This window comes from Streptomyces sp. NPDC002092 (genome assembly GCF_053593775.1).
Genome location: NZ_JBSFDG010000022.1, coordinates 72340 through 93025 on the forward strand (window position 1 = coordinate 72340; position 20686 = coordinate 93025).

Below are 20686 nucleotides of genomic sequence, written 5' to 3' on the forward strand. Positions count from 1 at the left end.
CCGTGTCAGCCACCTGGGTGCGGGGCACGGCCACCGAGAGGGCGGCGACGGCAGTGCCGTCGGCGAACACGGGGGCGGCGATGCAGCTCACGCCCGGGGCGGCCTCCTGCTCCTCGTGGGCGAGGCCGGACACCTGGCCGACCGCGGTGCAGCTCAGCGGGAGGCTGCCGCCGATGCGGGGAGGGCAACTGGAGGGGTTCGTGGCCGTGGATGCGTTCGAGGTGGATGAAGTCCATGCCCTCGCGCATGCCGAGACGGACGGTCTCGCGGGTGGCCTCGAACAGGTCCTGGAGGAAGGGCAGGGCCGTCTCGCGCAGGTCCAGCCGGACGAGGTCGGCCGACGGGGCATGGTCGGCGGCCAGGAGGACATGATCACCGACATCGCGCTGGATCTGCTCACCCGCGCGCAGACATCGCCCTGAACCGGCTGCTCGGAAAACCCGTGGCCGAGCGGGCGGGGGCAAGGCTACGATCCCTCGCGATGACGACTCATTCTGTTGACAGATCGGGGGTCCCGTCCGCGCCAGGTGAGTGCTGATGCTCACCGAGACTGCGAACGGGGATCCCCGCCTCTCCTTCTGGCAGCGCGTGCGCGAGTTCGCCGTGCCGCCCTCCATGATCGAGACTGCGACCGCCCGCCGCCTGGTCGGCGACTGGGCGGGAGCGTGTGCCGCCGCAGGCCTCGATGTCGATCTCAACCTGCGTTCCGTGGCGCGCAGCCACGGCCGGGAGCTCGGGGCCCAAGTGCGGGCCGATCTGCGCCGGTTGGCTCCCGACCTGCTGCGCTGGCACATGCCGAGGATCGCTCCCGACGGGTTGCTGCGCCCGGGACTGACCATTGCCCTGGCCCGGTACGAGGCTGCCGGGCGGGACGGGGCAGGTCCGGTGCACCTGGTGGTGCGGACTCCGCCGGCCTGGGCCGATGCCGGGCAGCGGATCAGCCTCGCGCTGTGGGGCGGATCCTCTGCCGAAGCCGCCGCCCGGCGCCATCCGCATCCTCATCCCAGCCGGCGGTTCCGGCTCGACCTGCACCGCCATCTGTGGGACGCGAGCAGAGCCGACGAGCTGCGGACACGGTCCGGGGCCGATCGGCCGAGCCACGACAACAGCCCTGCAGCACAATGGGAGTTGCCCGCGCCGGTGCCGGACGGTCGGCGGTGTGCCGTCGACCGGTGGGCGGCCGAGGCGGGGATACTGCTCGGCGCCGAAGGGCGGCGCGGGTCCGGCGGTCGCGTGCTCGTGCGGCTCGGGGGCAGGCATCGCCTGGTCCTGGCCCTGACCGCGGGCAGCGAGGAGGCCGGGCCGACCTCGGTACGACACGCGGAGGCGTCCGGGTACGGCGACCGCTCCGCGCTGCCGGTGCTGCCCGATGCGGCGACCTGGGTCCCGCCCGACCTGGAGCTCCTGCGCACCGGTGCGATCACACCCGAGCGACTGCACCCGCTGGTCGCCACCGCCCTCGTACCGGACTACTCGCCGGCCGACCCGCCCCCTGCTCCGGAACTGGCAGGGCAGCCGCGTCTCGTGGAGTGCCGTGGAGCCCGGCACCGGATCGGTCTGGTGAACGGGGTACTGGCCTCGTTGGACCATGACCCGGCCGAGATCCGGCGGGAGGAGCTGCTGGTCGCGCTGACCGGGACTCCGCTGCCCTGCCTCCAGGCGATCGACGAGGCGCACCGTCGTCCGGACTGCCTCACGGGCGTCCGCGAACGCCTGGACCACGGAGACATCGCCGGTGCACTGGCCGTCGTGGAGGGCCTGCTCGGCCCTGGGGCGGTGCTGCGCGACGGCCCCTTGCGGGACGAGCTGGAGGCGGCCGCGGAGCGGCGGATCACCTACGGCCTGTTCAGGCAGGGGCTGACCGGACCCGCTCGCGGGCCTGCACGTTACCGACCCGGGGACCTTTGCCGCACCCCCCGCCACCGCTCCCACCCGCGCCACGCGAATTTCCGCTGACCTCACCCTCGTACATCCGTCGCACTCGGCTCACCCCGACGAAAAGGTGACCACACACATGCCTGCACACACTCCGTTCGCTGCCACCGTCACCCCCTCCGGCTCCCAACTCGACGTCGCCGACGAGCTGTTGATTCTGCTGCGCGACGCCAGCACCGAACCCCGTCCCGACCTGCAACTCGAAGCCCTGACGCTGACCGTGGCCGCCGATCTGCCCGTGCTGCTGTGGGGTGAGCCGGGGATCGGCAAGACCGCGGCCCTGACCCAGCTCGCCGAGGCCCTCGACCTGCCGCTGACCACGGTGATCGCCAGCGTGCACGAGCCGTCCGACTTCTCCGGACTGCCCGTCGTCGGGGACGATCCCGCGGAGCAGGGGGTCCCGATGGCCCCGCCGGACTGGGCGGTGCGCCTGGTGCGGGCCGGGCGGGGGCTGCTGTTCCTGGACGAGCTGTCCACCGCGCCGCCCGCCGTCCAGGCCGCGCTGCTGCGCCTGGTGCTGGAGCGCCGGATCGGCGCCCTCCGACTTCCGCCCGGGGTGCGGATCGTGGCCGCCGCCAATCCGCGGTCCTCGGCGGCCGACGGCTGGGAGCTGAGCCCGCCGCTGGCCAACCGTTTCGTACACCTCCAGTGGACCCACGACCACGAGGTCGTCGTCCGCGGCCTCGGCGGGACCTGGCCGCGCGCCACGCTGCCGCGGCTCTCACCGGAGAAGCTGTCGGAGGCGGTGGACTTCGCCCGCCGTGCGGTGTGCGGGCTGCTCACCGCACGGCCCAAACTCGTACACCAGCTTCCCGGCAACGAGATGCGGCGGGGCGGCGCCTGGCCGTCGCCCCGGAGCTGGGAGATGACGCTGCGCCTGATCGCCTTCGCGACCGCGGCCGACTCCTCCCGGGACGTGCTCTCGCTGCTGGTCCGGGGCACGGTGGGCGACGGCCCGGGCCTCGAACTGCTGGCCAGTCTGGACCGGTTGGACCTGCCGGACCCCGAGGTGCTCCTGGCCGACCCCGCGAACGCGGAGCTGCCCGAGCGGGGGGATCTGCGCCAGGCCGTGCTCGACGGCGTGGTGGCGGCGGTCCGCAGCCGCCCCGAGAAGCCCCGCTGGGACGCGGCCTGGGCGATCCTGGTCCGCGCGCTGGAAACGGGAGCGCCGGACCTGGTGGTGGTGCCCGCGACCACGCTCGCCGCGCTGCGCCGCGAGGACTGGGATGTACCGGCGTCGATCGAGAAGCTCGCCGGAGTGGTGTCCGTGTCCCGGCGGGCGGACCAGGCGGCGGCCCGCGCCGCCGTGACCGCGAAGGCCGGCCGATGAGTCCCGACGCACCCGGGGCACTGGACCTGGACAAGCTCTTCGCGGCCCGGCTGCAGGCCGCCCGGGCCCGCCCCTATCTGGCGACCGCGCTGTTCGCCCTGCACACCGTGGAGTCGCGGCAGGTGCCGACGATGGGCGTCGACCGGCACTGGCGGTGCTATGTCTCACCGGGCTTCGTGGACCGGATGCCGGTGGAGGACCTGGCGGCCGTATGGGTGCACGAGGTGTCGCATCTGCTGCGCGACCACCACGGGCGCAGCGACCGGGTCGCCCGGGAGCGGGGGCTGACCGGCCCCGGCGAACGGCTGCGGATGAACATCGCCGCGGACTGCGAGATCAACGACGACATCTACGGCGACGGGCTGGTCCTGCCCCGGGGCGCGGTGCGGCCGACGGCCCTGGGGCTGTCCGAGGGGCAGCTGATGGAGGACTACCTGCGCCAGTTCACGCTCGGCGCGCGGACCCAGAGCATGGCCTGGCTGGACTGCGGCAGCGGCGCCGACGGACTGGCACGGGAGTGGGAGCTGGGCCCGGACGGCGCGCACGGCCTGAGCGCGCAGGAACAGGACGCGGTGCGGTTCCGGGTGGCGGAAGGGCTCAAGGGCCGTCCGGGGAACGCTCCGGAGGGATGGCGGCGGTGGGCGGAGAAGGCGTTCCATCCGCCGCAGCCGTGGCGGGAGTTGCTGGGCGCGGCGGTCCGTTCGGCGGCCTCGGGGTCGGGCGCGGGCGAGGACTACAGCTACGGCCGGCCCGCGCGGCGCTCGGCGTCACTGCCCGGCGTCGTACTGCCGAGCCTGCGGCGCAGACCGCCCCGGGTCTCGGTGATCATCGACACGTCCGGGTCGGTCAGTGACGCCGAACTGGGCAGCGCGCTGCTGGAGGTCGCCGCGATCTCCCGGGCCGTGGGCGGCCGCCGCGACCTGGTGACCGTCGTGCCGTGCGACGCGGCGGCCCGGGTCGCGCACCCACTGTGCCGGGCCGAAGGCATCCCGCTGCTGGGCGGCGGCGGCACGGATCTGCGCACGGGCTTCGCCAAGGCGCTGCGCACGCGCCCGCGCCCCGATGTCGTCGTGGTGCTGACCGACGGTCAGACACCCTGGCCGGACGCGCGGCCGGCGTGCCGGACGGTGGTGGGCTTGTTCCCCCGGCACGGCGCGGGCTGGGACGAGGAGGATCCCGACCATGTGCCCGATGCGCCGCCCGGGTGGGCCCGGGTGGTCGAGATCGGATAGGTGACCGCGGCCCGGCGCGCCCCTGTGGCACGGCGGACCACGACCTGTCCGCCGAGGTGGAAAGGACCGGATCTACCCTTGCCCGGTGACCAGCTTCGATCCGCCGGACCAGGCGGGCAGCGCACCCCGGCCGCAGTCGCTGATGCTGAGCTTCCTCGGCATTCACGCCCTGGGCCGGGGCGTCGCCCTGTCGGCGAGCAGTCTGATCGACGTGTTCGGGCAGGCCGGGATCACCGAGGACGCCGTACGGTCGACGCTGACCCGCATGGTCAAGCGCGGCCTGCTGGAACGGCACCGGCGCGGCCGTAAGACGTACTTCGGCCCGACGCCCCGCGCCACCCGCGTGCTGCAGGACGGCCACGATCGGATCTGGTGCACCGGTGCGGTCAACCGCACCTGGGACGGCACCTGGACCCTGGTGGGCTTCTCCCTCCCGGAGGCGTGGCGGCGCGAGCGGCACGACCTGCGTTCGCGTCTGCTGTGGAGCGGTTTCGGGCCGCTGCAGAACGGCCTGTGGGTGGCGCCCGGCCAGGTGGACGTGCCCGGGATCGTCGCCGGGCTGGACCTCGACCCGTATCTGCGCGTCTTCCAGGGCGCCACGGCCGTCGCCCCGACCGACGCCCGGACGATCCTGCACACGGCGTTCGACGTGGAGTCCGTCGCCAAGGGATACGAGGCGTTCCTGGCCCGCTGGAGCACGGACGCCGACGCGCCGGCGGACGCCCTCGTACGGCAGTTGCTGCTGCACACCGACTGGCTGGACCAGGTCCGCCAGGATCCCCATCTGCCCGCCGAGCACCTGCCCGAGGACTGGCCTGCGGCCCGCGCGGAGGAACGGTTCCACGAGCTGGCGCGCCGCTGCGAGGAGCCGGCCCGTCAGGCGGCCGCGAGCACTCTCGATGTGATCCGGGTGGCCGTCCCGTAACACCGCACGGACCTGCGGTAGCACCCGCAGGGCACAGCCATGCCCATCGTTACTGGGCAATCTATTGACCGCCGTCGAAAAACTGCCCTACATTCATCGCGTTCTCGGCGTCCCCGCATCGCTCGAAGCCGCCCAGCCGCTCAAAGGGGAGCACACGTGTCCACCGAAACGCGCACTCAAACCGGCGCCACCGCCGCCTCGCAACCATCCGGCGGCCTGCCCGTCGGCACCCTGATCGCCGGCTGCTTCGCGGTCTGTCTGGCACAGATCGCCCTGGCCATGCCGGCCACGCTCAACGGGCTCTTCCAGGAGGACCTGCATCCCGTCGGTTCGCAGCTGACCTGGATCTCGGACGCCTTCCTGCTGCCCGTGTCCGTACTGGAGCTGACCTTCGGCGTCCTCGGCGACCTCTTCGGCCGCAAGCGGCTGCTGGTCGGCGGCGGTGCGCTGCTGGTGGTCGGCGAGGCGCTGGCCGCCGCCAGCACCGGCATCCACATGCTCTGGGTGGGCCAGGCCATCGCCGGTCTGGGTGCGGCGGCGCTGTTCCCGACCTCGCTCGCGATGATCGCCGCGGGCACCCACTCGGCCAAGGACCGGGCCCGCACCATCACGGTCTGGGCGGCCGCGCTGTCCAGCGGCGGTTTCGTCGCCCCCGTCCTGGGCGGCATCACCGGCAACTACGGCTCCTGGCGCTGGGCGTTCATCGTCGTCACGGGCCTCGCCCTGATCAGCACCGTGCTCAGCCAGCTGCTGGCACACAACTCCAGCGCCCCGGAGGGCCGTTCACTCGACCTGGCGGGCCAGATCACCATCGGCATCGGCATGTTCGCCCTGCTCTACGCGGTGATCCAGGGCCCGGCTGACGGCTGGACCGCGACGCCGGTGGTGATCGCGTACGTGGTCGCCGCAGTGTTCATCGGCCTGTTCGTCGTGGCCGAAAGCCGGGCCGCCTCCCCGTTGTTGAGGCTCGATCTGTTCAAGAACCGGGCGTTCGCGGTGGCGTCGTTCGTCGCGGTGGTCGGCATGTTCAGCTACCTCGGCACCGCCTACGCGACCAGCATCCGGCTCGGGCCGATCCAGCACCAGAGCCCGCTGCGCGGCTCGTTCGCGTTCATTCTCCTCAACGCCTGGACACTGCTGCTGATGCCGCTGATCTCCCGGCTCCTTGAGAAGGTCAGCCCGCGCTGGGTGCTCGGCGCCGGCCTCGGGCTGATGGCGACAGGAGACTTCATCGCCGCCACCCTGTCGGTGCACGACCGTGCCCTGACCTCTCTCATCCTCCCCATCGGCCTGGTCGGCATCGGTTTCGCGCTGACGGTCTCCTCGATCACGGCGACGGCCGTCAACACCGTGGAGGTCCACTACGCGGGCATGGCCAGCGCATCGACCAGCCTGCTGCGCGACTTCGGCTTCACGCTCGGCCCGGCGGTCATCGGCGCGATCGCGCTGAGCCGCGCGGCGGACGAGTTCACCTCGAAGCTGGCCGCCTCCCATCTGCCCGCCGAGGTCAAGGCGGCCGCCGGGCAGGTGGCGGCGGAGGGCGGCCCGCTCGCCTCCAACTCCGTACCGCCGTCCTCCCCGCCGGGCGGCGCGGTCCCCCTCGCCCTGGAAGCCCTCGGCAACGGGTACGCCATCGGCTATGTGATCTGCGGCCTCTCGGCCCTGGCCTGCTGCCTCCTCAGCGTGATCGCGCTGCGCGGGAAGGCCGACAAGGACGCGACGGTGGGCATCGCGGAGGACGAACCCGCGTCCGCCTGACCCCCGTGAGATCCCCGTGCGAGACGGCGCCGGTCCACCTGGCCGGTGCCGTCTCGTCACTGCACTGTCACAGAAGATCCACGCGTGTCACAGCTGACCCACAGGCGAAACCCCCGGTGAGGCAGTCATGTCTCCATGGTCGGGCGCCGGCGAAGGACCGGCCCCGCACCATCCGAACTCGGGGGACTCCATGCAGTACGTGAACGGCATCCGCAAGGCCGCGCCGGCGATCGCCGCCCTTCTGGCCGCCCTGTCGGTGACCGCGTGTCAGGCCGACGGCTCCAAGGCGGCGGCCGAAACGTCGTCGAAGGCGCCGAGCAGCGCGCCGTCCGCTTCCACCACCACCCCGGGCACGACCACCCAGGAACCCTCCCAGGCGCCCACGTCGAAGGCTCCGACCGCGAAGGCATCCCCCATATCCGGGTCCGGTTCCACGGGTACGGCCGTGAAGACGTGCGCGGCAACCGCCCTGAAGGTCACGGCGCACCAGGCCACCGACCGCCCGGCGGGCACCGGAACCGGAGCGGCAGTGGTCGTGTTCACCAATGTCTCCGCCAAGCCGTGCATCCTGCAGGGCCACCCCACCGTGGCCGGCGCGGGCAACGGTTCCCCCGAGCACAACGCCCCGCTGAAGGTGACGCCGTCCGGCACCGCCGCTCCGGTCAAGCTGGCACCGGGCGCCAAGGCCTGGCTGAAGCTGACCTTCGTCCAGGTCCAGGGCGAGGCAGACGGCTACTGCAAGTCCGGCGCGAAGCCGGTCGCCTACCCGACGCTGGTGGTCGGTCTGCCGGGCTCCGGGGCACACCAGGTCGCCCTGGACGACGGTGTCTTCGCCGAGTGCGACAACACGGTGACGGCCACGGTCGTGGCGGCCGCCTAGTCCTGAGCCCACAGGACATTTTCACCATGGACACCGAAGGCGTTCTCCTTCTCCTCAATTCGGTCCGCCTGTCCTGATTTATTGGCTGGTCGGTCACGGCATCCGTGACCGACCAGTCCGCACGACCGGCACACCACGGAGAAGGACAGACTGTGATACCGAACCCGACCGGAAACGATCACCTACCGGTGTACGAGAGCCTGCTGCGCGAGCGCGGTGACGTCGTGGCCGAAGCTCGTGTGGCCGCGGAGCAGATGCAGGACCAGGCACCGCACGCGTCGAGCAGCCACGACTGGGATCCGTCGGACTTCGGCCCGCAGTGAAGCAGGAGCCCCACCGGTGAGGCATGGGGCTCCTCCTTTGCGCCACCCCGCCGGAATGTTCGATCACCCGGCCTTCCTCCCCGTAGGCTCAACGTCATTGACCTGCAAGGGGATTGACGGCTGCCGTGCCGAGCACGCGCCGGAGGGGCAGGAACATGACGCACGACGGGCTGATCCGGCCGCTGCCGGAGCTGCTGAAGGCGCACGCGTCGGAGGCACCGTCACGGGTGGCGTTCGCCGACGACGTACGCGCCGTCACCTACGCGGAGTTGGAGGAGCGCACCGGACGACTTGCCGCGTACCTCGCCCGGACCGGCCATCGGCGGGGCGAGCGGGTCGCGATCTGCCTGGGCAACCGTGTCGAGACGGTGGAGAGTGTGCTGGCCGTCGTCAGGGCTGGGGCGGTCGGCGTACCGCTCAATCCCCGGTCCTCCGACGCGGAACTCGCCCATTTCCTGGCGGACAGCGGCGCCTCGGTCCTCGTCACCGACCCCGGGCACCTGGACCGGCTGCACCGCCTGGGCCCCGGACAGCGCCGTCCACGCGTCCTGCTCACCGGCCCGGGACCGCTCCCCGAGGACGCCCCGGAGGGCACGGTCCTCTTCGACGCCGTCGCCGCCGATCCCTCGCCCGCCCGGCCGCCGCGGGACGATCTCGGCCTGGACGAGCCCGCCTGGATGCTCTACACGTCCGGCACCACCCACCGCCCCAAGGGCGTGCTGTCCACGCAGCGCGTCGCCCTGTGGTCGGCGGCGGCCTGTTACGCCCCGCTCTTCGGGCTCTCCCCAGCGGACCGGCTGCTGTGGCCGCTGCCGCTGTTCCACAGCTTCGGGCACTCCCTTGCCGTCCTGGGCGTCACCGCGGTCGGCGCGAGCGCCAGGATCACCGCCGAACTCCTTCCGCCCGACGGCCTGTTGCGGGAGCTGCGCGCACCGCGCGAAGACCTGGGCGGCCCCTACACCGTCCTGGCCGGGGTGCCTGCCACCTACCACCAGCTGCTGGCCTCCGCCCGCGAGCAGCCCTCCCCGGCCCCGCCGGGTCTGCGGACCTGCATCGTGGCGGGCGCCCCGAGCACACCCGCCCTGCGCCGGGCGGTGGAGGACCTGCTGGGGGCTCCGCTCCTCGACGCCTACGGCAGCACCGAGACCTGCGGCATGATCGCGGTGAACCGTCCGCACGGGCCGCGGGTCGACGGTTCCTGCGGTCCGCCGGTGCCGGGCATGGAGGTGCGTGTCGTCGATCCCGGCTCCGGCAACGATGTCGCGGACGGCGACGAGGGCGAGTTCTGGGTGCGCGGCCCGAGCCTGATGACCGGCTACCACAACCGGCCGGGGGAGACCAAGGCCGCGCTGCGCGACGGCTGGTACCGCACCGGGGACCTCGGCCGGCGCGTCGCACACGGTCATCTCACCCTCACCGGCCGGGTCAGCGAGCTGATCATCCGCGGCGGGGAGAACATCCACCCCACGGAGATCGAACAGGCCCTGCTGCGCTGCCCCGGTGTGCGGGACGCGGTCGTGGTGGGCATCCCGCACGACGTCCTCGGCGAGGTGCCGGTGGCCTACGTCGTCCCGGGACCGGAAGGGTTCGACCCGCGGAAGATCCTGGAGGCGTGCCGTACGCGGCTGGCCGCGTACAAACTGCCCGTCGAGATCCGCGAGATCGCGGCCGTACCGCGCACGGCGTCGGGCAAGATCGCCCGCCACGCGGTGGTCACGGGAGCGGTCCGGCCGACCCCGTCCTCCCCCGCGTCCGCCGCGGGAGCCCTGCGCCTGCGGCTGCTGTCCCTGCCGCCGGAGGGGCGTGAGCGGGCACTGCACGAGGCGGTGCTCGCGCAGACGGCCGCGGTCTGCGACGGCGGGCCGTACGAACGGCTCCACGCCGACGACCCGTTCACCGATCTGGGCCTGACGTCCGTGGGTGCCGTCACGCTCGTCGACCGGCTCGGCGAGGCGACCGGGCTCCGGCTGCCCTCGACGCTGGTCTTCGACCATCCCACACCGGCCGCGCTCGCGCGGCACCTGCACCGCACTCTCTTCACCCCGGCCACCGCGATGGTGCCGCCCTCCGCCGCGCACGCGCGCACAGACGATCCGGTGGTGATCGTCGCCATGGGCTGCCGCCTGCCCGGTGACGTCGAATCGCCCGAGGACCTGTGGCGCCTGGTGGCGGAGGGCCGGGACGCGACCTCGGACTTCCCGACCGACCGGGGCTGGGACCTGGCCGCCCTCTACGATCCCGACCCGGACCGGACCGGCACCTCGTACACCCGCCGGGGCGGATTCCTGCACCGGGCCGCGGAGTTCGACGCGGAACTGTTCGGGATCTCGCCGCGCGAGGCGCTGGCCATGGATCCACAGCAGCGGCTGCTGCTGGAGACCTCGTGGGAGGTCTGGGAGCGGGCGGGCATCGCCCCGGCCACGATCCGCGAGAGCGACACCGGCGTGTTCGTGGGCGTGATGCACGGCGACTACTCCGCACGCTTCACCACCCACGAACTGGAGGCCCATCTGGGTCTGGGCTCGGCCGGCAGCGTCGCCTCGGGCCGCATCTCCTACGTCTACGGCCTGCACGGGCCTTCGATCACCGTCGACACCGCGTGTTCCTCCTCGCTGGTGGCGCTGCACTGGGCGGCGCAGGCACTGCGCTCCGGGGAGTGTGCCCTTGCGCTGGCGGGCGGGGTCACGGTGATGGCGACGCCCAAGCCGTTCACGGCGTTCAGCCGCCAGCGCGGTCTGGCGCCCGACGGCCGCTGCAAGTCGTTCTCGGCCGCGGCGGACGGCACCGCCTGGGCCGAGGGCGCGGGCCTGGTGCTGCTGGAGCGCCTGTCCGACGCCCGCCGTCACGGCCACCCGGTACTGGCCGTACTGCGCGGCTCCGCGGTCAACTCCGACGGCGCGTCCAACGGGCTGACCGCCCCGAGCGGCCAGGCCCAACAACGGCTGATCGCCCGGGCATTGGCCGACGCCGGGCTCCGTGCGCAGGACGTGGACGCGGTGGAGGCGCACGGCACGGGCACCACGCTCGGCGACCCCCTGGAGGCGCGGGCGCTGCTGGCCACCTACGGCCAGGAGCGGCCCGAGGACCGGCCGCCGCTGTGGCTCGGCTCGGTCAAGTCGAACCTCGGTCACACCCAGGCGGCCGCCGGAGTCGCCGGAGTCATCAAGATGGTGCAGGCCCTGCACCACGAGGAACTCCCCCGGACCCTGCACGCGCAGACTCCCACACCACACGTCGACTGGTCCGCCGGACGGGTGCAGCTGCTGACCGAGGCCCGCCCGTGGCCGGCGACGGACGCCGGACCGCGCCGGGCCGGTGTGTCGGCCTTCGGCATCGGAGGCACCAATGCGCATGTGATCCTGGAGGAGCCTCCGCAGGGGCCCAGCACTGAATCGAAGGCTGCGGGGCCGGTTCCCTGGATGCTCTCCGGCGCCGACGAGACGGCGCTGCGGGCTCAGGCCCGCCGACTCGCCGACCACCTGACGGCCCGCCCCGGCCTCTCCGCGGCCGACGTCGGCCTCTCCCTGGCCGTGTCCCGGTCGGCGCTTGCGCACCGGGCGATGGTGCCGGCCGACGACCCGGCGCGTATGCGGGCGGCCCTCACCGCACTCGCCGATGGCGCCGACGGCCGCGGCTCGATGCGGGCCGTCGCCGACCCGGCCCTGCGCACGGCCTTCCTGTTCACCGGGCAGGGTGCCCAACGCGTCCGGATGGGTGCCGAGTTGCGCATCGCGTTCCCCGTGTTCGCCGCCGCTTTCGACGAGGTCTGCCGGGAGCTCGAGGGCCGTCTCGAACTGCCGCTGGGCCAGGTGCTGTCCGCCGAGCGCGGTTCACCCGAGGCCGCCCTGCTCGACCGTACTGACGTCACGCAGGCCGGTCTGTTCGCCTTCGAGGTGGCGCTGTTCCGGTTGCTGGAGTCCTGGGGCGTGCGCGCCGACTTCCTGACCGGGCACTCCGTGGGGGAACTGACGGCGGCCCATGTCGCCGGAGTACTGGAGCTGCCCGACGCGGCCGAACTGGTCGCGGCCCGCGGCCGGTTGATGCAGGCACTGCCCACCGGCGGCGCGATGATGTCGCTGCACGCGACGGAGGAAGAGGTCCTCGCCGCGCTCGAGCACGCCGGCGACCGGGTGGCGATCGCCTCCCTCAACGGGCCGCGCTCGGTGGTGATCTCCGGCGTACGGGAGACGGTGCTCGCCGTCGCGGCCGGGTTCGAGGCGCGCGGCCGCAGGACGGTACGTCTGCGGGTCGCCCACGCCTTCCACTCGCCGCTGGTGGAGCCGATGCTCGACGAGTTCCGCCGGGTCGCCGAGGGACTGGCCTTCCGGCCGCCACGGATGCCCGTGGTCTCGGCGGTGACCGGCCGCCTGGCCGAGTCCGCGGAGCTGTGTTCCCCGGAGTACTGGGTACGGCACTGCCGCCGGCCGGTGCGGTTCGCCGACGCCCTGCACTGGCTCGGTGACCACGGTGTCTCGGCGTTCCTGGAGCTCGGCCCCGGGCCCGCACTCACGGCGGCGGCCGAGGAGTGCCTGACCGGCCCGGACGACGACGGGCCCGTGTGCGTCCCCGCCACCCGCGGCGGCGAGCACGAGCCGCAGACCCTCCTGACCGCCGTGGCCCGCCTCCATGTGCAGGGGGCGCAGGTCGACTGGCCCGCGGTGTTCGCGGACGGCGGGGCCCGGCGGGTGGACCTGCCGACGTACGCCTTCCAGCGCCGCCGCTACTGGCTGGACGCGCCGCGCACCCCGGCCCAGGTGGCGGACACCCACGAACACCCGTTGCTGGGCCCGGCGTTCACCGTGCCGGACACCGACCGCACGGTGTTCTCCGGACGGCTTTCGCCGATCACGCACCCATGGCTCACCGACCATGTGATCGCCGGGGCGGTCCTCGTCCCCGCGACGGCGTTCGTGGAACTGGCCGTACAGGCAGGCCACGAGGTCGGCTGCGACACCCTCGACGAACTCGTCCTCGTGGCCCCGCTCACCCTGGCCCCGGACACCGGGGTGCGCGTCCACCTCGTCGTAGGAAAGCCGGACGAGTCAGGCCGACGTCCGTTCGACGTCTACGCCCGCCCCGACGTGGACGAAGAGCCCGCCTGGACCCGGCACGCCACCGGTCTGCTCGGCCCGGCCCCCGGGGAGACTCCGCCGCCGGACCCGGAGCTCACGGCATGGCCGCCGCAGGGCGCCGTCGAGGTCGACCTCACGGACGCCTACGACGGTCTCGCCGAGGGCGGCCTCGGGTACGGGCCGGCCTTCCGGGGCGTACGGTCGGCGTGGCGGCGCGGGGACGTGCTCTTCGCGGAAGTACGGCTGCCCGAAGGGGGGTTGACGGACGCCGACCGCTTCGGCATCCATCCAGCGCTGCTGGACGCTGCGCTGCACGCACCGCTGCTGACGGGATCCGGGACGGAGGCCCTCCGGGTGCCGTTCGCGTGGACCGGCGTGCGACTGTATGCGGTGGGGGCGTCGGAGGTACGCGTACGGGTCGTCCCGAACGGAGCGGACGCGCTCTCGGTGACGCTCGCCGACCCGGCGGGCCGCCCGGTGGCGCGTGTGGATTCCCTCGTCACCCGGGAGCTGACCGCCCCGGGGGCCGAACTCGACGTGGTGCGGCACGGCCTGTGGCGCCCCGACTGGACGCCCGTGGAACCGTCCGACGGTGAACGGGACACCACCACACGCTGGGCGCTCCTGGGCCCGGACGAGCTGGACCTGTGCACGTTGCTCCCGGACGTCACGGACACCGCCGCAGCCGAACCGGACACCCTCGTCCTCACGGCCGTCGACCCGGCGACAGGGCCCGACCCGCTGCCCGCCGTGCACACGCTGACGGCCAAGGTGCTCCGCACGCTGCAGGACTGGCAGGACGACCCGCGCACGGCGGGCTCGCGCCTGGTGGTGCTGACGCGCAACGCAACCGCACCGCACCCGGACCTGGCCGGTGCCGCGGTGTGGGGGCTGGTGCGCACGGCCCAGTCCGAGGTACCGGGGCGTGTCATCCTCGTGGACGTGGACGGACGGCCCGAGTCGCTACGGCTCCTGCCGACGGCGGTGGCCACAGGCCAACCCCAACTGTCCATCCGGTCGGGCCAGTTGCGCGTGCCGCGACTGGTTCGTGCCACCGGCACCGCATCCGCAGATGACCCTCACTGGACCGGCACCGTCCTGATCACCGGCGGTACCGGCGCTCTGGGAGCGGAGCTCGCCCGCCATCTCGTCACCTCGTACGGCGTACGGCACTTGGTGCTCACCGGGCGCCAGGGCCCCCAGGCGCCGGGCGCCGCGGAACTGCACGCCGCGCTGGAGGAGTTGGGCGCCGAGGTGCGGATCGTGGCCTGCGACGCGGCCGACCGTGCCGCACTCGCCGAGGTGATCGACGGCTGTGCCCCCGCCCTGACCGCCGTGGTGCATGCCGCCGGAGTGCTGGACGACGGGGTGCTGACCGCGCTGACCCCCGCGCGGATGGCAGCGGTGCTGCGGCCGAAGGCGGATGCGGCCTACCATCTGCACGAGCTGACGCGGGGCCTGAACCTGTCGGCGTTCGTCCTGTTCTCCTCGGTGTCCGGTCTGCTGGGTCGCGCGGGCCAGGGCAACTACGCGGCGGCGAACTCCTTCCTGGACGCCCTGGCAGGCCACCGCACCCGGCTCGGCCTGCCGGCCGTGTCCTTGGCCTGGGGGCCGTGGCAGGCCGCAGGGGGTATGGCCGGGGCACTGCGGCGGGAAGGTGACGTGCTGCGGCCGCTGTCCACGGCGCAGGGTCTGGCCCTGTTCGACGCGGCGCTCCGCGACGGCGGGCCCGTGCTGGCGCCCGTTCTGCTGGACCGGGCGGGCCGGCGCTCCGTCCAAGGGCCGCTGCCACCGCTTCTCCAAGGCCTGGTGCGCCCTCGTACGGCTACTGCCGAGAAGGCCCGACCGGGTCCTGAGCAGGCGTGGGAGCCGGGAGCGTGGCGCCAGGTGCTGGCCGAGCTGCCCGCCGAGCAGCGGGAGGGCAGGCTCACGGAGTTGATGAGTGCCGACGTCGCCGCGGTGCTCGGATACCCGGACGCCGACGCGCTCCCGGCCGGCAGGTCGTTCGCCGAGCTGGGCTTCGACTCGCTGATGGCGGTGCAGGTCCGCAACCGGCTGAGCATGGCGCTGCGGCTGCGTCTTTCGGCCGCCGTGGTGTTCGAGCATCCGACGGCTCAGGGGCTGGCCCGGCACATCCTCGGCCTGCTGGAGGACGACCTGCCCGCGAGGGCGCCCGACGCCAGGAGCACCGCGGGTCCGCGGCCCGCGCAGACGCTGTCCTCTCTCTACCGGCGGGTCTGCGAGGCCGGTCAGGTGGTCGCCGGGATGCAGATGCTGGTGACGGCGTCCTGGGCGGTTCCGACGTTCGACGCGGGCGAAAGTCGTCGGCACGCGATCCCGCCGGTGCGGCGCGCCACCGGTGCCGGAACCGGCGGCCCGGTGCTCGTGTTCTTCACCGGCACCCACCCGACGTTCGGTGCGCCGGGCGGGGAGTTCGCTCGCTTCCACGGTTGCTTTCAAGGGGAGTTGGACGTCCTGGAGTTCCCGCACCCGGGCATCGGTGCGGGTGGTGCGGTGCCGCCCGACCGGGAGACCCTGGCCCTCACCCACGCCGAGTCGGTGCTGCGGCACGTGGGCGGCAGGCCCTTCGTGGTCGTCGGCGTCAGCACCGGGGGCGCCGTGGCACACGCCGTGACCCGGCGGCTCGAAGCGCTGGGGGCCGCTCCGCTCGGGCAGGTGCTGCTGGACACGTACCTCGTCGACGACGGCAACAGCGACAAGGACTGGCTGCTGGCGCTGCCCGCGGTGATCGCGCCGCGGCTGGGCGGCACCCGGTTCGCCGGGGACGAGGACGCAGGCGTCGCCGCCATGGGGGCGTACACCCGCATGTTCCTCGGCTGGGACCCGGAACCGGTCGACACCCCCACGCTGCTGGTGCGGGCGACCCGGCCCACGCCGGAGATGGCGGCGAGCGCGGGCCCGGACGGGTGGCGGACGTCCTGGCCGCTGCCGCACACCGAGGTCGACGTCCCGGGCGACCACTTCTCGTTCATGCAGGAACACGCCCCGACCACCGTGGCGGCCCTGCGCGCATGGCTCGACTCGCTGGGAGAAGCGCAGTGACCGTTGCCCAACACACCGGTGACCGTGAGGCAGTTGAGGAGTTCGACGTGATCGTCGTGGGCGGTGGTCCGGCCGGGTCCACCGCCGCCACCGCCGTCGCCCTGCGCGGTCATCGCGTTTTGCTCCTGGAACAGCAGACGTTCCCCCGCTACCAGATCGGCGAGTCGCTGCTGCCGTCCACCGTGCACGGTGTGTGCCGCATCCTGGGCGTCGAGGACGAGGTCGCGCGGGCGGGCTTCAAGCTGAAGCGCGGCGGGACGTTCCGGTGGGGCCGCAACCGGGATCCGTGGCAGTTCTCCTTCGCCCTGTCTCCACGGCTGGCCGACCCGACCTCGTTCGCCTACCAGGTGGAGCGGTCCCGGTTCGATGCGATCCTGCTGGCAGGCGCCCGCCGGGCGGGCGTCGACGTACGGGAGGACTGCCGCGTCAAAGGCGTGCTCGCCGACGAGGAGCGGGTGCGGGGCGTCAGCTGGAGCGGCCCCGGCGGCGAGCTCCGCGAGGCCCGGGCCCGCTACGTCGTGGACGCCTCCGGCAACGGCAGCCGGATCCACACCGAGGTCGGCGGCAGCCGGACGTACTCCGACTTCTTCCGCAACATCGCGGTGTTCGGCTACTTCGCCGGCGGCAGGCGGCTCCCGAAGCCCAACGACGGCAACATCTTCTGCGCCGCCTTCGACGAGGGCTGGATCTGGTACATCCCGCTCCGTGACGACCTCACCAGCGTGGGAGCTGTGGTGAGCCGGGAGAACGCCGCCGGGATACAGGGGGACCCGGTCGCGGCCTGGCGCCGGCTGATCGACTCCTGCCCCGAGGTCCGCGACCTCCTCCAGGGGGTTCCACAGGCCACCGAGGTGCCCTACGACCAGGTCCGCGTCCGCAAGGACTGGTCGTACTGGAAGTCCCGGCTGTGGCGGCCCGGCATGGTGCTGGCCGGGGACGCGGCGTGCTTCGTCGACCCGGTGCTCTCCTCCGGCGTGCACCTCGCCACCTACGGTGCCCTGCTCGCGGCCCGCTCCATCAACGCCGGCCTGGCCGGGACGCTGGACGAGGATCGCCTGTTCGACGAGTTCGAGGCCCGCTACCGGCACGAGTACCGCCTGTTCTACGAGTTCCTGGTCTCCTTCTACGACATGCATCAGGACGAGCGTTCGTACTTCTGGAAGGCCCGCAAGGTCACCAACGTGGGTGCGACGGAACTGGAGGCGTTCGTGGAACTGGTGGGCGGTCTGGCCTCCGGGGACGAGAGCTTCGGCGGGCTCGGGGAGGCGGGCGCCCGACTGACGACGGCCTCCTCGGAACTCGACACCGCGGTGGGCCGGCTGCCGGACTCCGACGGCATGCGCAATCCGCTCTTCGAGTCCGCCTCCATCCGTGAGGTGTTCCAGGAGGGTGCGGTTCTGCAGGAACGAGGAGTGTTCGGCGGGCCGTTGGAGGAGGAGACGCCGGTACGGCCAGGCGGGCTGGTGGCTTCGGAGGACGGGCTCACCTGGGTGGATCCTGCCCGGCCACGGCCCTGAGACTCGTCACGGTTGCCCGGACGGTCGGGTGGCGGTACAGCTCACGCAGCCGCAGAGACGGCAGACCGCGGGCGCGCAGGGCGGCACCGATGCGGACGGCGAACAGGGAGTTGCCGCCGAGCTCGAAGAAGTCGTCGTCCGGGCCGACCGGCACGCCCAGCACGTCGCTCCAGATCTCCGTCAGACTTGCGGTGAGGTCGTCGTGGGCGGGCGCGACAGGGGCCGGGTCCCGCTTGGGCGGGCGCAGGACGGCCGGCGCGGGGAGCTTGGCCGCGTCGAGTTTGCCGTTGGCGGTCAGCGGGAGGGCGCCCAGCTCGGTGACGGTGGCAGGGAGCATGTACTCGGGCAGGATGCCGGCGGCCCGATCGCGGACCCCGGCAAGGTCGCCTCCCGGCGCCAGGGTCACGTAGGCATCGATCCTGGCCGTGGCGGCGCCCGCCGTCTCGTCGCGACGTACCAGGACGGCCGCGGTGCGCACGTCGGGGTCCTCCAGCAGCACGGAGCGGATCTCGTCGAGTTCGATCCGGAAGCCGCGGATCTTCACCTGGCTGTCGATCCGCCCGAGGTGTTCGAGCCGTCCGTCGGGGCGCAGTCGTCCGAGGTCGCCGCTGCGGTACATGGTGCCGCCGGTGAACGGGTCCGGTGCGAACCGCCGGCCGGTCAGCTCCTCCTGCCCCAGGTAGCCGAGCGCCACGCCGGCACCGCCGACACATATCTCGCCCGCCGCCCCCGGCGGCAGCAGCCGTCCGACCGGGTCCACTACGTACAGGTGCCAGCCGGGCAGGGCGCGCCCCACGGAGCGGGTGGCGGCGAGCGCCAGTTGTCGGGTGAGGGTCTGCTCGGTGACATGGACGGTGGTCTCCGTGATGCCGAACATGTTCACCACCCGGCAGGACCGCTCGGGGTGCCGGTCGAACCAGGGCAGCAGCATCCGCGTGTCCAGCGCCTCACCGCCGAAGACGACGAGCCGGACGGACACGTCGGTGTGGTCGACGTCCAGGAGCTGTGCGAAGGCCGACGGGGTCTGGCTGAGCACGGTGACCTTCTCGGCGACGAGCAGGTCACGGAATTGGTCCGGTTCACGGGAGACGAAGTACGGCACCACGACCAGCCGCCCGCCGGTCAGCAGGCAGCCCCAGATCTCCCACACGGAGAAATCGAAGGCACTGGAGTGGAACCAGGTCCACACGTCCGCTTCGGAGAACCCGTACTCGTCGCGGGTCGCGTCGACCAGGGCGATCACATTGCGGTGCGGTACGACGACGCCCTTGGGCCGTCCGGTGGAGCCGGAGGTGTAGATGACGTAGGCGGCGTCATCGGGCGAGGGGGGCGGAGGGCTGGTGCTCTCCTCCGGTGCAGGCCACCCGCGTGCCGGCTCCTTCGCCAGTTCGTCCGGGGTCACCTGCACGCAGTCCGCCACGGCCGGGAACTCCGGGAGCCGGGTGATCACCACGCCGAGACCGGCGTCCCGTGCCGTGTGGGCGAGCCGTTCCGCCGGGTAGGCGGGGTCGACGGGCACGTAGGTCGCGCCGGCCATCAGCACGGCGAGCAGAGTGACGACGAGTTCGGCGGAGCGCTCCAGGCATACGCCCACCCGATCGCCGGCGCGGACTCCGCGTGCGCGCAGGCCGTGCGCCGACCGGGCGGCCCGCTCGTCGAGTTCGCGGTAGGTCAGACCGGTGTTGCCATCGGTCACGGCGATACGGTCCGGCGCCGCCGCCACGATCCGGGCGAGCGCCGCGGGCAGGCTCACCGGCCTGGTGGTCAGGGAACGGGGCGGGCGGCCGAGCGCCGCCGTGCGGGCGCGCTCCGCCTCGTCGAGGAGCTCGACGTCGTCCGACGGAGTCTGCGGGCGGTGCAGAACCTGCTGGTGTACGTGCACCAGATGCCGTACGAACTGGGCCGCGATCTCAGCGGAGAAGTGACTGTCCAGGTGGTCGCAGCGCAGTCGCAGACCGCCCGAGTCCCGGAGGATCGAGACGGTGAGCGGGAACGGGGGCGCGAGGCAGGGCACGTACTCGGTGTCGCCCGCACCGGGAAGGGCGGTGTCGGAGAAGAGCAGTCCCGTGAGAGCAGGGCCGGTCGTGGAGGAGGGCTTCGACTCGCCGAGCGTGGCGGCCGGTTCGACGGTGAAGCTGCCGTGGTCGGTGCCGATGACCGGTGGGGTGTCGGGGTCGTAGCGGCGCAGGGTGACGGCGAGTGCCGTGAGCCAGCTCGCCTCGTCGCCACCATGGTCCAGGGCGACGACGTGGGGAGTGCCGGGGCCGTCGCCGCCCAGGCCCCAGGCGGGGGCGGGCGCGGCCGGGGATGCCTCGGGAGCCGGGGGCACGTCGTTCGGTGCCACGGGCTGCCCGGCGGCCAGCCGGTCGAGGGCCGTGCGGTCCCAGCGCCCGCGCGGGGCGACGACGATCAGGTCGGACAGGCCGTCGGCGTAGCGCAGGAGGACGCGGCGCGGATCGCGGCTGGGGCGGGCGAGTTCGGTGGCACGTCGGCGCTCTGCAAGAGGGTCCGCCGCGCGTACGGAGAGGTCCTCGATCCACAGCCCCGGTCGGCGGGCGAGGTCCGGGGAGTGGCCCGACCGCACGCGCAGCGCATGGCAGTGGGTCGCGTGGAGATGGGGATCGGGCAGCAACGCGGACACGGGCCGTGCT

Annotated in this window: 10 protein-coding genes and 2 pseudogenes; 10 read left to right on the plus strand and 2 right to left on the minus strand. The window is 73.1% G+C overall.

Annotated elements, in window-relative coordinates; all coding sequences use genetic code 11:
- Window positions 1-13: 13 nt before the first annotated feature.
- A pseudogene (locus ACWCRD_RS38170) lies at window positions 14-326 on the minus strand (IclR family transcriptional regulator domain-containing protein); the annotation flags it as partial.
- A gap of 3 nt (window positions 327-329) precedes the next feature.
- Here ACWCRD_RS38170 and ACWCRD_RS38175 point away from each other — a divergent pair.
- The 10 genes and pseudogenes from ACWCRD_RS38175 to ACWCRD_RS38220 all read left to right on the plus strand — a co-directional run.
- Window positions 330-422: pseudogene (locus ACWCRD_RS38175) on the plus strand (hypothetical protein); the annotation flags it as partial.
- A gap of 115 nt (window positions 423-537) precedes the next feature.
- The gene (locus ACWCRD_RS38180; protein ID WP_450970280.1) at window positions 538-1956 is read left to right on the plus strand and encodes a hypothetical protein; all 1419 of its coding nucleotides are present in this window, start codon (window positions 538-540) and stop codon (window positions 1954-1956) included.
- A 58-nt stretch (window positions 1957-2014) separates the two neighbouring features.
- Complete coding sequence (locus ACWCRD_RS38185; protein ID WP_450970281.1) at window positions 2015-3265, plus strand: AAA family ATPase; 1251 nt, start codon at window positions 2015-2017, stop codon at window positions 3263-3265.
- Window positions 3262-4497, plus strand: coding sequence for a vWA domain-containing protein (locus ACWCRD_RS38190; protein ID WP_450970282.1), 1236 nt, complete (start codon window positions 3262-3264; stop codon window positions 4495-4497). Before ACWCRD_RS38185 ends, ACWCRD_RS38190 begins: the two co-directional genes overlap by 4 nt.
- A gap of 85 nt (window positions 4498-4582) precedes the next feature.
- Entirely contained in the window at window positions 4583-5422 is an 840-nt protein-coding gene (locus tag ACWCRD_RS38195) for a PaaX family transcriptional regulator (RefSeq protein WP_450970283.1), read from the plus strand.
- A gap of 156 nt (window positions 5423-5578) precedes the next feature.
- Window positions 5579-7180: an MFS transporter gene (locus ACWCRD_RS38200; RefSeq protein ID WP_450970284.1), complete on the plus strand. Its 1602-nt coding sequence runs from the start codon at window positions 5579-5581 to the stop codon at window positions 7178-7180.
- 190 nt (window positions 7181-7370) lie between these two features.
- Window positions 7371-8060 carry a DUF4232 domain-containing protein gene (locus tag ACWCRD_RS38205; protein WP_450970285.1) on the plus strand — a complete coding sequence of 230 codons (690 nt, stop codon included), beginning with the start codon at window positions 7371-7373 and terminating at the stop codon, window positions 8058-8060.
- Window positions 8061-8248: 188 nt separating this feature from the next.
- Window positions 8249-8383: a hypothetical protein gene (locus ACWCRD_RS38210; protein ID WP_450970286.1), complete on the plus strand. Its 135-nt coding sequence runs from the start codon at window positions 8249-8251 to the stop codon at window positions 8381-8383.
- A 155-nt stretch (window positions 8384-8538) separates the two neighbouring features.
- Window positions 8539-16518 (plus strand): type I polyketide synthase, encoded by a 7980-nt coding sequence (locus ACWCRD_RS38215; RefSeq protein WP_450970287.1) that lies wholly within the window; start codon window positions 8539-8541, stop codon window positions 16516-16518.
- Complete coding sequence (locus ACWCRD_RS38220) at window positions 16515-18035, plus strand: tryptophan 7-halogenase (RefSeq protein WP_450970288.1); 1521 nt, start codon at window positions 16515-16517, stop codon at window positions 18033-18035. The genes ACWCRD_RS38215 and ACWCRD_RS38220 overlap by 4 nt, the downstream gene beginning before the upstream one ends.
- Here ACWCRD_RS38220 and ACWCRD_RS38225 read toward each other — a convergent pair.
- Entirely contained in the window at window positions 18001-20676 is a 2676-nt protein-coding gene (locus ACWCRD_RS38225) for a non-ribosomal peptide synthetase (RefSeq protein WP_450970289.1), read from the minus strand. The two genes, ACWCRD_RS38220 and ACWCRD_RS38225, sit on opposite strands and share 35 nt — an antisense overlap.
- Window positions 20677-20686: the final 10 nt, after the last annotated feature.

Coding starts and splice junctions, on each gene's coding strand:
- ACWCRD_RS38205 (WP_450970285.1), top strand. CDS start 7,371: ATGCAGTACGTGAACGGCATCCGCAAGGCCGCGCCGGCGATCGCCGCC.
- ACWCRD_RS38185 (WP_450970281.1), top strand. CDS start 2,015: ATGCCTGCACACACTCCGTTCGCTGCCACCGTCACCCCCTCCGGCTCC.
- ACWCRD_RS38180 (WP_450970280.1), top strand. CDS start 538: ATGCTCACCGAGACTGCGAACGGGGATCCCCGCCTCTCCTTCTGGCAG.
- ACWCRD_RS38215 (WP_450970287.1), top strand. CDS start 8,539: ATGACGCACGACGGGCTGATCCGGCCGCTGCCGGAGCTGCTGAAGGCG.
- ACWCRD_RS38190 (WP_450970282.1), top strand. CDS start 3,262: ATGAGTCCCGACGCACCCGGGGCACTGGACCTGGACAAGCTCTTCGCG.